Genomic DNA, 12,694 nt, shown 5'->3' on the forward strand with positions numbered 1-12,694 from the left:
GTAGTGTAGAGGATTTTCTGGTTCTATATAAAATAAAAAAGTGAAGATGCATTGAAAAGCACCTTTAAATGACCTATTGTTTGCTTCTTATAGATATAAAGAGTGAGGTGGTGTATGGCATATCAGATCTTAACAAATGTAGCGGCAAGTATTACCGATTTGAAACGTAACCCAATGGGGACATATTTGCAGGGGGAAGGTGAAGCTGTTGCAATCCTGAATCGGAATGAACCTGCGTTTTATTGTGTGCCGCCTGAATTATTTTCTTACTATCAGGAACTGGCTGAGGATGCCGTACTAAACAAAATTGTGGATGACCGTTTAAAAGATGCTGAATTTGTCAGTGTGAATCTAGATGATCTATAGTCTGCAATTTGAAAAGCGGGCCTTAAAAGAGTGGAAGAAGCTAGGTCATCCCGTCAAGGAGCAGCTAAAGAAAAAACTGGTTGAACGCTTAGAAAACCCTCATGTGCCGTCAGCAAGATTAAGTGGACGCGCTAACCGATATAAAATTAAATTGCGGTCTTCTGGCTACCGTTTGGTTTATGAAGTGAATGACAATAAGATTATCTTGCTGGTAATTGCTATTGGTAAATGAGCCGGAGATGTGGTTTATACCCTTGCCAATGAACGGTAAAAGACACAACATGTGCCCGCGTTGCATATCAACGCCGGGAAGTCTTCCTCATATGGAACCCGCTACGGTTAGAATAATAGGCAGCAGAACTTGCTGCCTGTTTATTTCAGTGGCGGCAATATCAGACATAAAGAGAAAATATCTGTTCCCAAGGTAGGTAGTAAATATTGGCAATCACCATCAATACCATGGAGAGATAGGTTGCTACCATGCCGGAACGCCGCCAGCGGAACTCTCGGTGGTGCAGACCATAATAATGTAACAACCTGCCGGTGAGCAGGATCAAACCACAGACATGTATCATCCAGACATTTGAGCCATTCATTTCCATCATCACCAGTAATAACATGGCGATAGGAATATATTCCACGGCATTGCCATGAACCCGAATAGCAGTTTGTAATTCGTAGAAACCGCCATCTCCATATGAAACACGATATTGTGTTCTTAATTTAACCACATCAAAAGACAGCTTAATCAATAATAGTGCGCCCAACACAACATAAAGCGAGCTAACCATTTTTAACTCCATTGCCTAACCGAAATTGGCCAATTAAGTAATGATAAACCTCAAAAATAAAACTGTCGCTATAAATAAACAGCAATTGAAAATAAATTGTCTGATTAAAGGCAATAGTATAATCAAGAGGATTGCCTGCTCTTATCTCTGAACAGAATTTCTATTATAATGATGGCCTTTTTTGACAGTTCTGAACTTTTCTGAACCTTTTCATGTTCAAAAAAGTTCAGAAATGAAGCCAAAATTTCCGCAGCAAAAGCACAACAGCCGAGTAAAAGGATATTGTATGCGTACTGATTATTGTGGGCAGTTGAATCTGACCCATGAAGGCCAGAAAGTGACTCTTTGTGGTTGGGTAAACCGCCGCCGTGATCTGGGTGGCCTGATTTTTATTGATATGCGTGATCGTGAAGGTATCGTTCAGGTGTTTTTCGACCCGGATCAGCAAGCCGCGTTTTCTCTGGCTTCTGAGCTGCGTAATGAATTCTGTATTCAAATCACCGGTTCTGTACGCGCGCGTCCTGACAGTCAAATCAATAAAGATATGGCTACCGGTGAAATCGAGGTTTTTGCGGAAAGCCTGAATATTATCAATCGTTCCGAACCTCTGCCTTTGGATAGCAACCAGACGAACAGTGAAGAGCAGCGGCTGAAATATCGCTATCTTGATCTGCGCCGTCCTGAAATGGCAAATCGCCTGAAAACACGCGCCAAGATTACCAGCTTTGTCCGCCGTTTTATGGATAGTCAGGATTTCCTGGATATTGAAACGCCGATGCTGACTAAAGCGACACCAGAAGGCGCTCGTGATTATTTAGTACCGAGCCGTGTTCATAAAGGCAAATTTTATGCGTTGCCTCAGTCCCCGCAGTTATTTAAGCAATTGCTGATGATGTCTGGCTTTGATCGTTATTATCAGATTGTCAAATGCTTCCGTGATGAAGATTTGCGTGCAGACCGCCAGCCGGAATTTACTCAGATCGACGTGGAAACTTCCTTTATGACTGCTGAGCAGGTAAGGGGGATGATGGAACAAATGATCCGCGAATTGTGGCTTGAAATTAAAGGTGTTGATCTCGGGCATTTCCCGGTCATGACTTTTGCTGAGGCCATGCGCCGTTTCGGTTCTGATAAACCCGATTTGCGTAACCCACTGGAATTGGTCGATGTTGCTGACCTGGTCAAAAATGTGGAGTTCAGCGTTTTTGCTGAACCGGCGAATGACAGTAAAGGCCGCGTAGCTGTTATCCGCGTTCCGGCTGGGGCTGAACTGAGCCGTAAACAAATTGATGAATATGGCAAATTTGTTGGCATTTACGGCGCTAAAGGGTTGGCGTGGATGAAAGTCAATGATCGTGGTGCAGGTCTGGAAGGGGTACAAAGCCCGGTGGCGAAGTTCCTGAATGCCGAAGTGATTGAAGGTCTGCTTTCCCGTACCGATGCGCAGGATGGTGATATTCTGTTCTTCGGTGCCGGCAGTACAAAGGTGGTCACTGATGCCTTGGGAGCACTGCGCCTAAAATTGGGCCGCGATTTGAATTTGACGCAACTGGATAGCTGGCAACCGCTGTGGGTTATCGATTTCCCAATGTTCGAAGATGATGACCAAGGCGGCCTGAGTGCAATGCACCATCCGTTTACTTCACCGCGTGATATGTCAGCGGAAGCGTTGGTGCAAAACCCGCTTTCAGCCATTGCCAATGCTTACGATATGGTGATTAATGGTTATGAAGTGGGTGGTGGTTCAGTGCGTATTCACCGTAACGACATGCAACAAGCGGTGTTCCGTATTCTGGGGATTAATGAGCAGGAACAGCAGGAAAAATTTGGTTTCTTGCTGGATGCGCTAAAGTTTGGGACTCCACCCCATGCAGGCCTGGCATTCGGTCTTGACCGTCTGGTGATGTTGCTGACCGGGACTGACAATATCCGTGATGTTATCGCGTTCCCTAAAACCACCGCTGCCGCTTGTCTGATGACTGAGGCACCAAGTTATACAAATCTGGCCGCGCTTGACGATCTGGCAATCTCGGTTGTGGCCCGGAAAGAGAGTGAATAATGGCTTATAAGCGCCCTGAATCTGTTCTGGTTGTTATTTATGCGTTTTCCAGCGGACGGGTGCTGATGCTACAGCGGCGGGACGATCCTGATTTCTGGCAATCTGTGACAGGTAGCCTTGACGGGGATGAAACGCCGCGTGAGACAGCATTGCGTGAAGTGCAAGAAGAAGTCGGTATTGATATCATCGGTGAAAATCTTGAATTGATAGATTGCCGGCGCGCGCTTTATTATGAAATTTTTACCCACTTGCGCCATCGATATGCACCGGGAGTCACCCGTAATAAAGAGAACTGGTTCTGTCTGGCATTGCCTGAAGAGCGAGAATTCTTGTTGACTGAACACCAGGCTTACCGGTGGCTGGAGGCGGATAAAGCGGCAAAGCTCACCAAGTCATGGAGCAATCGGCAGGCAATTGAAGAGTTTGTGATTAATTAAGCTTATTAGATGTTTTATCGGAGAATCTTATGGCAGGTCATAGTAAATGGGCCAATACCAAGCACCGCAAAGCTGCACAGGATGCGAAACGCGGTAAAGTTTTCACCAAAATTATTCGGGAACTGGTAACGGCAGCCCGTCTGGGTGGTGGTGATCCGGCAGCTAACCCACGTCTGCGGGCGGCGGTTGATAAAGCGCTGTCCAACAACATGACCCGTGATACCTTGAACCGGGCTATCGCCCGTGGTGTCGGCAACGATGACGCTGACAACATGGAAACCATCATTTATGAAGGTTATGGTCCGGGTGGGACCGCAGTGATGGTTGAGTGTCTGAGTGATAACCGTAACCGTACGGTTTCTGATGTTCGCCATGCTTTTACTAAAACCGGCGGTAATCTGGGAACGGATGGTTCTGTTGCTTATCTGTTCACCAAAAAAGGCGTGATCTCTTATGCGCCGGGATTGGATGAAGACGCGGTGATGGAAGCGGCGCTGGAAGCAGGGGCCGATGATGTGGAAACCTATGATGATGGCGCTATTGATGTTTACACCACACCAGAAACGTTTGGTGAGGTGAAAGACGCGTTGGATGCCGCCGGTTTTGTGGCCGAATCAGCAGAAGTTTCGATGATCCCTTCCACTAAAGCTGAATTGGATGCGGAAACGGCACCTAAGTTACTGCGCCTGATCGACATGTTGGAAGATTCAGACGACGTACAAGAGGTTTACCATAACGGTGAAATCTCTGATGAAGTTGCTGCTCTACTGTAATTTCAATCGGGTTGTACAGCGTAGAGAAAGTGCACTGGGGGCTCAGGGCACTTTCTCTAACGTTTTTATCCCTCCCTTATTTGAAGATGATCGTAAAGGCGAATAAACAGATATGGCGATTATCTTAGGTATCGACCCCGGTTCCCGTGTCACCGGTTATGGTGTGATCCGCCAGCAGGGGCGCCATTTGATCTACCTTGGCAGCGGTTGTATCCGGACAAAAGTTGATGATTTGCCTAACCGGTTACAGCGCATTTATGCTGGTATCCTTGAAATTATTACGCAATTCCAACCGGATGCCTTTGCTATTGAGCAGGTATTTATGGCGAAAAACCCAGATTCAGCGCTGAAATTAGGGCAAGCGCGTGGCGTGGCTATTCTGGCTGCGGTAAATCAATCTGTACCGGTTTTTGAATATGCCGCCCGGCAGGTTAAACAGACTGTTGTCGGCACCGGGGCGGCTGAAAAAAGTCAGGTTCAGCATATGGTGCGTTCTATGCTGAAATTGTCTGCCAATCCGCAATCTGATGCGGCTGATGCGTTGGCAATTGCGATAACCCATTGTCACTTTAATCAGAATCTTTTGCGTGTCGGTGATCCCAGATTAATACTGGCGCGTGGACGTTTAAAATAACGGCTGGATATGCATCCAGCTTTTTTTATGTTATAAGCATTAGCAGAATAATCAGTTTTATTGGTAGGGGGTAAACAAGTGATAGGGCGTCTCAGAGGAATTGTGCTGGAAAAACAACCACCCTTGGTTTTGCTGGAAACGAATGGCGTGGGTTATGAAGTTCATATGCCAATGACCTGTTTTTATGAATTGCCTGATACCGGGCAGGAAACTGTTCTGTTTACTCACTTCGTGGTGCGTGAAGATGCGCAATTACTTTATGGTTTTAATGATAAGCAGGAGCGGGCGCTGTTTCGTGAACTGATTAAAGTGAATGGCGTCGGCCCTAAACTGGCGCTGGCTATTCTTTCGGGTATGTCTGCGCAACAATTTGTTTCTGCGATTGAGAAAGAGGCGATTGCTTCTCTGGTTAAATTGCCCGGTGTGGGTAAAAAAACCGCTGAACGGCTGGTGGTTGAAATGAAAGATCGCTTTAAAGGGCTTAATGGCGATCTGTTCAATCAGAGCAGTGATATTAATCTGCCGGCAACCACCAAACAGACAACTTCTGATGCGGATATCGAAGCGGAAGCCGCTGCTGCGTTAGTCTCTCTGGGCTATAAGCCGCAGGAGGCCAGTCGAATGATCAGTAAAGTCGCTAAACCGGGAGCTGACTGTGAAACACTTATCCGCGAAGCACTTCGCGCCGCTCTTTAATCACAGGGGTATACCATGATTGAGGCTGACCGGCTGGTTTCTGCGGAAGTTTTGCAAGACGATGAAGTTATTGACCGTGCAATCAGGCCCAAACTGCTATCTGAATATGTCGGGCAGCCGCAAGTCTGTGAGCAGATGGAGATTTTTATTCAGGCTGCCCGACAGCGTGGTGATGCCCTTGACCATCTGCTGATTTTTGGCCCGCCCGGGTTGGGGAAAACTACGTTGGCGAATATTGTCGCTAATGAAATGGGAGTCAATCTTCGCACAACGTCTGGCCCGGTTCTGGAAAAGGCGGGGGATTTAGCAGCAATGCTGACAAACCTTGAACCGCACGATGTCTTATTTATCGACGAAATTCACCGTTTATCGCCGGTGGTGGAGGAGATCCTCTATCCGGCAATGGAAGACTATCAACTGGATATTATGATTGGCGAGGGGCCGGCAGCTCGTTCGATCAAAATTGATTTGCCGCCTTTTACCCTGATTGGTGCTACCACGCGTGCAGGCTCCCTGACTTCTCCACTGCGTGATCGTTTCGGTATTGTGCAGCGCCTTGAATTTTATAACGTAGATGATTTGCAAAGTATCGTTTCTCGCAGTGCCCGTTATATGGGGGTGGATATTACTGATGATGGTGCGCGGCAGATTGCCATGCGTTCCCGTGGAACGCCGCGTATTACCAACCGGTTATTGCGTCGGGTGCGTGATTTTGCTCAGGTGAAAGGCAATGGTGGGATTGATAGTGAAATTGCGACCAAGGCGCTGGATATGCTGAGTGTCGATTCTGCCGGTTTTGATTATCTGGATCGTAAATTATTGATTGCCATCATTGATAAATTTATGGGCGGGCCTGTGGGGGTGGATAACCTTGCCGCTGCTATTGGTGAGGAGAGGGAAACGATTGAGGATGTGTTGGAACCGTTCCTGATCCAGCAAGGTTTTATTCAACGGACTTCTCGTGGACGGATCGCCACCGATCATGCTTATCGCCATTTTGGCATGGTCAAAGATTAGGCGTAATCAGTGGGCAATCTGAGCTAATCGGGATGGGACTCCGTCAAGGGAACCCTATCCCGCGCGCGCTTCCGGGTAAATGAGTGTAGCAACTCAGTGAATCAACTTCTGGCCTTACTGAGCAGGCTGATAATAAATAGCACCGCAGCGCACAGAACAACAGAAGGCCCGGCTGGCGTGTCGTAAAAGGCGGAAAAAGCTAATCCGCCGGTGACTGCGAGCATACCAACCACAATAGCCAGAGCGGCCATTTGCTCTGGTGTGCGGGCGAAACGGCGAGCGGCAGCAGCGGGAATAATCAGCAGAGAAGTGATAATCAGAGCGCCGACAAACTTCATTGCCAGGCCAATGGTCAAGGCTGTGACCAGCATTAACAGTACTCTCAACCGCTGTGTTTTAATGCCATCTACAAAAGCCATTTCCTGGCTAACGGTCATAGAAAGCAGGGCGTTCCATTGCCAGAACAGCAGTGTGGTGACAATAGCGACACCGATTGCAATCAGCCAGATATCTTCATAAGTGACTGACAGTAAGTCACCAAACAGATAAGCCATTAAATCAACCCGCACATTGGACATTAAACTGACAACCACCAAGCCTAATGATAATGCGCTGTGAGCCATAATCCCCAATAAAGTATCAATGGCCAGTTGCGGGCGTTTCTCCAGCCAGACCAGCATGATTGCCAATATCAAAGTGACCGCGATAACCGCGTAAAACGGGCTGATATTTAGCAATAATCCGAAAGCAACGCCCAATAATGACGCATGAGCCAGAGTATCGCCAAAATAGGACATTCTGCGCCAGACAACAAATGATCCTAATGGCCCGGCCGCAATTGCCAACAATATGCCGGCTAACCAACCGGGGAGTAATAATTCAATCATCAATGGCATTCTCTGTTATTTTTCAAGATAATTTTCCCTTTCAGATCATGGTGGTGATTATGTTGATGCCGATATACTGCCAATTGCTCGGCACCATGATGACCAAACATGGCGATAAATTCAGGGTGAGTTGAAACAACTTCCGGTGTACCGGAACAGCAAATATGTTGATTAAGGCATAAAACTTCGTCTGTTTTCGCCATCACCAGATGCAAATCATGGGATACCATCAGTACCGCACAATGTAATTCGGTTCTGATTTGATTGATTAAATCATAGAGTGCTAACTGACCATTAACATCAACGCCTTGTGTCGGTTCATCAAGCACCAGTAATTGAGGTTGATTTAATAGCGCTCTGGCTAATAAAACCCGTTGGTTTTCTCCGCCGGATAATTTTTGCATCGGTTGCTGTAATAGATGAGCCGCGTTAACTCGCTCAAGCGCTGGCAATATATCGGCGGATTTCACGCCGGGTTTCAGCATCATAAAGCGTTTAACCGTCAGTGGCAGGGTAGGATCAAGATGCAACTTCTGTGGAACATAGCCGATTTTCAATCCATCGGTATGCTCAATCGTGCCGGATGACGGTTCAATAAGCCCCAAAACAACCCGGACTAATGTTGATTTACCGGCACCATTGGGACCCAGCAGCGTCAGGATATTTCCTTGTTGCAAGCCAAGAGAAATATTGTTTAATACCTGACGGCTGCCAAAGGTGACTGCAACATTTTTTAAAGTGATGAGTGTTGACATGCTAAATATATCTTGCGTGAACATTGAGATGTTATAATATAACAATTCTTGCTTCTGTCCACGAGATATTTACATTATGTTGCACAAATCATATAAACTAGCGCACAAATTTTTCTGCAAAGCCGCAATTGCCACTGCTTTAATGTCAGGAACGATACAATCAGCTAATGCTGATGTTGTGACATCAATTCGTCCGCTGGGTTTTATTGCTGCGGCAATAACTGATGGCGTTACTGATACACAGGTATTGTTGCCTGATGGCGCTTCACCGCATGATTATGCATTGAAACCGTCTGATCTTAAGAAGATTAATCAGGCAGATTTAGTTGTGTGGGTTGGCCCTGATATGGAAATCTTTTTGTCTAAACCGTTAACCAAAGTGCCACAAGATAAACAGCTAGTATTAGCCAAATTGCCGGAGATTAAACCGTTATTGTTAAAGAATGATGAAGATTTACAGGAATCAAATCATCATAACCATCAAGAGGACCATGAACATCATTCTCATGGTGAATATAATATGCACATTTGGTTGTCGCCAGAAATAGCGAAACAGGCGGCTCAGGGCATCCATGACCAATTATTAGCGCGTTATCCGCAGAAAAAAGCAGCGCTGGACGTAAACCTACGTAAATTCAACGTTCATCTTGCGCAAACTGACAAAAATATTGCTAATATTCTTAAGCTGGTGCGTGGTAAGGGGTATTTTGTTTTTCACGATGCTTATGGCTATTTCGAACAACATTATGGTTTGACGCCGTTAGGGCATTTTACGATTAACCCTGAAATACAGCCCGGTGCACAAAAATTACATCATATACGAACACAATTGGTTGAGCAGAAGGCAACCTGCATTTTTGCTGAACCGCAATTCAGGCCGACCGTTATTAATGCGGTAGCTAAGGATACGGGGGTGCGTATGGGCACTTTAGACCCGTTAGGAGGCCGCATCGTATTGGATAAGGACAGCTATATGAAATTTATAACTCAGTTGTCGGAACAATACGCGAGTTGCCTGAATTAAAGTAATAAGGAATTCGATTAGTGCAGCAGATAGTTAAAACTATCGTTCTGGTGTATAGGGAGTTACCGCGACCGCATAAGATTATGCTGGGTTCGCTGACTTTGGCGACATTGGTTGTCACGATGTGGCAGCCAATTGCTTATCATCATGAACAGGAAGAAATAAGCACCGACAGTATTGCTATCAATGTCCCGGCAAATACTGATGAGATTATTGCGGATAGCAGTGAGCAGTTACCGGATGAGGGCATTCCCGATGAAGAGACGAATTCGGAAACGACGGCTCAAACTCCGCATGAATATATTGTCTCTGACGGTGATACCCTCAGTAGCATTTTGACGCAATTTGGTATTGATGCTTCTGACGTGGCGTTACTGGCGAGTCAGCACAAAGTGTTACGGGGGCTGAACATTGGTCAGCCATTATCATGGACGGTAAATGAAGCGGGTGACTTACAAAGTCTGACTTGGGGTGTTTCTCGTCGTGAAAGCCGTATTTATACCCGTGAAGGTGATGTCTTTAAAGAAACGAAATCATTTCAGAAAGGTGAGTGGAAAAACAGTGCAATCATTGGTGTGGTTGATAGTAACTTTACCAGCAGTGCCTTAAATGCGGGTTTAACCAGCAGTGAAGCGCGTGAAGTCACCAAGGCACTGCAATGGCAAATTGATTTGCGCAGATTACATAAAGGTGATCGCTTCTCTGTATTACTTTCCCGTGAAATGTTGGATGGTCGCAGTGAACAGAGCCAATTACTGGGGGTTCGCCTGAACAGTGGTGGTAAAGATTATTATGCTATCCGTGCGGAAGATGGACGTTTTTATGATCGTGAAGGTTCCGGTCTTGAGCGCGGCTTTTTGCGTTTTCCAACAACCAAACAATTCCGGGTATCTTCTCACTTTAATCCCCGGCGTGTGAACCCGGTAACCGGGCGTGTCGCACCGCACAAAGGGGTGGATTTTGCCATGCCGGTGGGAACTCCTGTTTTGGCGGTAGGTGACGGTGAGGTTATTGTCTCCAAATATAATGGGGCGGCGGGGAACTTTATCGCTGTTCGTCATGGTCGCCAATATACCACCCGTTATATGCACCTGAGAAAACTGTTGGTGAAACCGGGGCAGAAGGTAAAACGTGGTGATCGTATCGCGTTGTCCGGCAGTACCGGTCGTTCTACGGGGCCTCATTTGCACTATGAATTTTGGATTAATCAGCAGGCGGTAAACCCATTAACGGCGAAATTACCGCGTTCTGGTGGTCTGAGTGGTAAAGATCGCACAGAATTCCTGGCAACGGTAAAAGAGGTAACCCCTCAACTTTTGCTGGATTAGCTTAATTGAACATTAATGACAGACTTTAAAGTGGATGATTGATATCATCCGCTGTCATTTTGTCTATGCCAGAAAAAGATGGGTTGATATCCACTGATATAAATCTCTGTACTAAAATGGCAGATCATCGTTTTGTTCTAAAGAGTTAGCTCATGCATAAAGAGACAGATACAGACAGTAAAGTGGGTTATGTGCCGACATTTCATAAATCCTACCTGCATCCTCGTTACTGGGGATTATGGCTGGGAGTAGGTGTATTGGCTGGGCTGACTTACTTCCCGGTTAAAATGCGTGATCCTTTATTGGCTAAAATAGGGTGGTTGGCTGGCAGGCTTGCGAAAGGGGCGCGCCGCCGAGCGAGGATCAATCTGTGCTACTGTATGCCGGAACTGACAGAGCAGCAGCGTGAGGCATTAATTGATGAGATGTTTTCTACTGCGCCTCAACCTTTTGTTATGCTGGCTGAGATTTGTTTACGTGGTACAAAATCAGCGTTAAGCCGGACACATTGGCATGGTGAAGAGATTACCCGCCAACTGAAAGCCCAGGGGAAAAACATTATTTTCATGGTTCCTCATGGTTGGGCTGTGGATATTCCGGCGATATTACTGACAGCTACTGGACAGAAAGCAGCGGCGATGTTTCATCATCAGAAGAACCCTGTAGCAGATTATCTGTGGAATAAAGTCCGGGGTCGCTTTGGTGGACGCTTACATTCCCGTGATGCCGGGATTAAACCTTTTATTGCTACGGTTCGCCAGGGTTACTGGGGATATTACCTTCCTGATCAAGATCATGGTGAGGAACACAGTGAATTTGTTGATTTCTTCGCAACATATAAGGCGACATTACCGGCCATCGGGAGGCTGATGAAGATTTGCCGTGCGGCGATTGTGCCGCTGTTTCCGGTTTATAATTACCGTACTCATCGGCTTGATATTTATATTCGCCCGCCAATGGATGATATTGAGGGCAAAGATGATACTTTTATTGCCCGCCGGATGAATGAAGAGTTGGAACAATTGGTACGGCCAAATCCTGAGCAATACACCTGGATCCTTAAATTACTTAAAACCCGGAAAAAAGGGGATATTGAGCCGTATAATAGGGAAGATCTGTGATTTTCATATATATGAAGTAATGATCACAGTTTGAACTTAACCCCTAATATTGGACATCATATCCAATGATTAGGGGTTGTTATGATGAAACATTTTACTTGCACTTGAAATATCAGGATAGCATTTACGCCGCTATGGTTTGTTTTATTATCTCCAACAAACCGCCGGTTCCACAACATGAACCATCATAGTTTGGATTGTGCTTCCTGTTGGTTACTTGATTAAGCATTAATAAAGCCAGTGCTTTCTCTCATTTTTCACTGATGGATTTATAATGGACAGGTTTTAAACTGTTATTAAAATCCATTTTTTAATCTCTGGTTTTAACTTGTATAATAAAGTTTTAACCGTTGTTTTCACTGCTTTTAATCCTTGTTTTTTATTAAGTTTAATCATCATATTATATTGTGTTTTACATTTAATCAACGTTAATCATATTCGCTTTTATCTTTTTATCTTTTTATCTTTTTATCTTTTTATCTTTTTATCTTTACTGGTTCTTTTTTCGCTGATTTATTTTAAGTTTTTTGTTAATGGTTAATGTCATTTAAAAAACTGCACTTATAGTTAAATCCGTCTTTTATATAAAAGCTTTAATCCATCTGTTTTCGTGCTTTTAAATGGTTATAACAGGGAAGGTAAATGTTAAATAAACGAAGGATAACATCGTTGATAAATACATTAAACATGATAGGGAATAAGCCGTTTTAGTTACTCTGTACCTTTTCAAAATCTGGTATTAATGGATACTTGTTTTTTATCCTCAGTTAACGGATCACCGAAAAAAAACCGCTTACCGATCGACA

Annotated in this window: 14 protein-coding genes; 11 read left to right on the plus strand and 3 right to left on the minus strand. The window is 45.2% G+C overall.

Going from position 1 to position 12,694, the window contains the following annotated elements; all coding sequences use genetic code 11:
• Positions 1-114 precede the first annotated feature (114 nt).
• Together C5471_RS05860 and C5471_RS05865 are read left to right on the plus strand one after the other, a co-directional pair.
• Entirely contained in the window at positions 115-366 is a 252-nt protein-coding gene (locus tag C5471_RS05860; RefSeq protein ID WP_133813157.1) for a type II toxin-antitoxin system Phd/YefM family antitoxin, read from the plus strand.
• Positions 356-598 carry a type II toxin-antitoxin system RelE family toxin gene (locus tag C5471_RS05865; RefSeq protein ID WP_133813156.1) on the plus strand — a complete coding sequence of 81 codons (243 nt, stop codon included), beginning with the start codon at positions 356-358 and terminating at the stop codon, positions 596-598. Before C5471_RS05860 ends, C5471_RS05865 begins: the two co-directional genes overlap by 11 nt.
• A gap of 160 nt (positions 599-758) precedes the next feature.
• On the opposite strand, the gene C5471_RS05870 is transcribed toward C5471_RS05865, so the two are convergent.
• On the minus strand, positions 759-1,157 hold the full coding sequence (locus C5471_RS05870; protein ID WP_133813155.1) for an MAPEG family protein: 399 nt from the start codon (positions 1,155-1,157) through the stop codon (positions 759-761).
• A 286-nt stretch (positions 1,158-1,443) separates the two neighbouring features.
• Between C5471_RS05870 and aspS the strand changes: the two genes are divergently transcribed.
• The 6 genes from aspS to ruvB all read left to right on the plus strand — a co-directional run bounded on the left by aspS (position 1,444) and on the right by ruvB (position 6,773).
• Entirely contained in the window at positions 1,444-3,216 is a 1,773-nt protein-coding gene (gene aspS, locus C5471_RS05875) for an aspartate--tRNA ligase (protein ID WP_133813154.1), read from the plus strand.
• Positions 3,216-3,653 carry a dihydroneopterin triphosphate diphosphatase gene (gene nudB / locus C5471_RS05880; protein WP_133813153.1) on the plus strand — a complete coding sequence of 146 codons (438 nt, stop codon included), beginning with the start codon at positions 3,216-3,218 and terminating at the stop codon, positions 3,651-3,653. Before aspS ends, nudB begins: the two co-directional genes overlap by 1 nt.
• A gap of 29 nt (positions 3,654-3,682) precedes the next feature.
• Complete coding sequence (locus C5471_RS05885; protein ID WP_133813152.1) at positions 3,683-4,426, plus strand: YebC/PmpR family DNA-binding transcriptional regulator; 744 nt, start codon at positions 3,683-3,685, stop codon at positions 4,424-4,426.
• Positions 4,427-4,538: 112 nt separating this feature from the next.
• Entirely contained in the window at positions 4,539-5,060 is a 522-nt protein-coding gene (ruvC, locus tag C5471_RS05890; RefSeq protein ID WP_133813151.1) for a crossover junction endodeoxyribonuclease RuvC, read from the plus strand.
• A 78-nt stretch (positions 5,061-5,138) separates the two neighbouring features.
• Positions 5,139-5,756 (plus strand): Holliday junction branch migration protein RuvA, encoded by a 618-nt coding sequence (gene ruvA, locus C5471_RS05895; RefSeq protein ID WP_133813150.1) that lies wholly within the window; start codon positions 5,139-5,141, stop codon positions 5,754-5,756.
• Positions 5,757-5,771: 15 nt separating this feature from the next.
• Entirely contained in the window at positions 5,772-6,773 is a 1,002-nt protein-coding gene (gene ruvB / locus C5471_RS05900) for a Holliday junction branch migration DNA helicase RuvB (RefSeq protein WP_133813149.1), read from the plus strand.
• 101 nt (positions 6,774-6,874) lie between these two features.
• Here the strand turns inward: ruvB and znuB are convergent, their stop codons facing one another.
• Together znuB and znuC are read right to left on the minus strand one after the other, a co-directional pair.
• Positions 6,875-7,660 carry a zinc ABC transporter permease subunit ZnuB gene (gene znuB, locus C5471_RS05905; protein WP_133813148.1) on the minus strand — a complete coding sequence of 262 codons (786 nt, stop codon included), beginning with the start codon at positions 7,658-7,660 and terminating at the stop codon, positions 6,875-6,877.
• Entirely contained in the window at positions 7,660-8,415 is a 756-nt protein-coding gene (znuC, locus tag C5471_RS05910; protein WP_133813147.1) for a zinc ABC transporter ATP-binding protein ZnuC, read from the minus strand. The genes znuB and znuC overlap by 1 nt, the downstream gene beginning before the upstream one ends.
• 76 nt (positions 8,416-8,491) lie before the next feature.
• On the opposite strand from znuC, the gene znuA reads away from it, so the two are divergent.
• From znuA to lpxM, 3 genes are all read left to right on the plus strand, one after another.
• Entirely contained in the window at positions 8,492-9,439 is a 948-nt protein-coding gene (gene znuA / locus C5471_RS05915) for a zinc ABC transporter substrate-binding protein ZnuA (protein ID WP_133813146.1), read from the plus strand.
• 20 nt (positions 9,440-9,459) lie between these two features.
• The gene (gene mepM / locus C5471_RS05920) at positions 9,460-10,767 is read left to right on the plus strand and encodes a murein DD-endopeptidase MepM (RefSeq protein WP_133813145.1); all 1,308 of its coding nucleotides are present in this window, start codon (positions 9,460-9,462) and stop codon (positions 10,765-10,767) included.
• A 152-nt stretch (positions 10,768-10,919) separates the two neighbouring features.
• Positions 10,920-11,888 (plus strand): lauroyl-Kdo(2)-lipid IV(A) myristoyltransferase, encoded by a 969-nt coding sequence (gene lpxM / locus C5471_RS05925; RefSeq protein ID WP_133813144.1) that lies wholly within the window; start codon positions 10,920-10,922, stop codon positions 11,886-11,888.
• The last annotated feature ends 806 nt before the right edge of the window (positions 11,889-12,694 follow it).

Origin of the sequence: Photorhabdus tasmaniensis (genome assembly GCF_011189505.1) — a bacterium.
In the GTDB taxonomy this organism is placed as follows: Bacteria; Pseudomonadota; Gammaproteobacteria; order Enterobacterales; family Enterobacteriaceae; genus Photorhabdus; species Photorhabdus tasmaniensis.

Bases quoted from the DNA above. Each gene is read 5' to 3' on its own strand.
- C5471_RS05860 (WP_133813157.1), top strand. From the start codon at position 115: ATGGCATATCAGATCTTAACAAATGTAGCGGCAAGTATTACCGATTTG.
- C5471_RS05865 (WP_133813156.1), top strand. From the start codon at position 356: ATGATCTATAGTCTGCAATTTGAAAAGCGGGCCTTAAAAGAGTGGAAG.
- C5471_RS05870 (WP_133813155.1), bottom strand. From the start codon at position 1,157: ATGGTTAGCTCGCTTTATGTTGTGTTGGGCGCACTATTATTGATTAAG.
- aspS (WP_133813154.1), top strand. From the start codon at position 1,444: ATGCGTACTGATTATTGTGGGCAGTTGAATCTGACCCATGAAGGCCAG.
- nudB (WP_133813153.1), top strand. From the start codon at position 3,216: ATGGCTTATAAGCGCCCTGAATCTGTTCTGGTTGTTATTTATGCGTTT.
- C5471_RS05885 (WP_133813152.1), top strand. From the start codon at position 3,683: ATGGCAGGTCATAGTAAATGGGCCAATACCAAGCACCGCAAAGCTGCA.
- ruvC (WP_133813151.1), top strand. From the start codon at position 4,539: ATGGCGATTATCTTAGGTATCGACCCCGGTTCCCGTGTCACCGGTTAT.
- ruvB (WP_133813149.1), top strand. From the start codon at position 5,772: ATGATTGAGGCTGACCGGCTGGTTTCTGCGGAAGTTTTGCAAGACGAT.
- znuB (WP_133813148.1), bottom strand. From the start codon at position 7,660: ATGATTGAATTATTACTCCCCGGTTGGTTAGCCGGCATATTGTTGGCA.
- znuC (WP_133813147.1), bottom strand. From the start codon at position 8,415: ATGTCAACACTCATCACTTTAAAAAATGTTGCAGTCACCTTTGGCAGC.
- znuA (WP_133813146.1), top strand. From the start codon at position 8,492: ATGTTGCACAAATCATATAAACTAGCGCACAAATTTTTCTGCAAAGCC.
- lpxM (WP_133813144.1), top strand. From the start codon at position 10,920: ATGCATAAAGAGACAGATACAGACAGTAAAGTGGGTTATGTGCCGACA.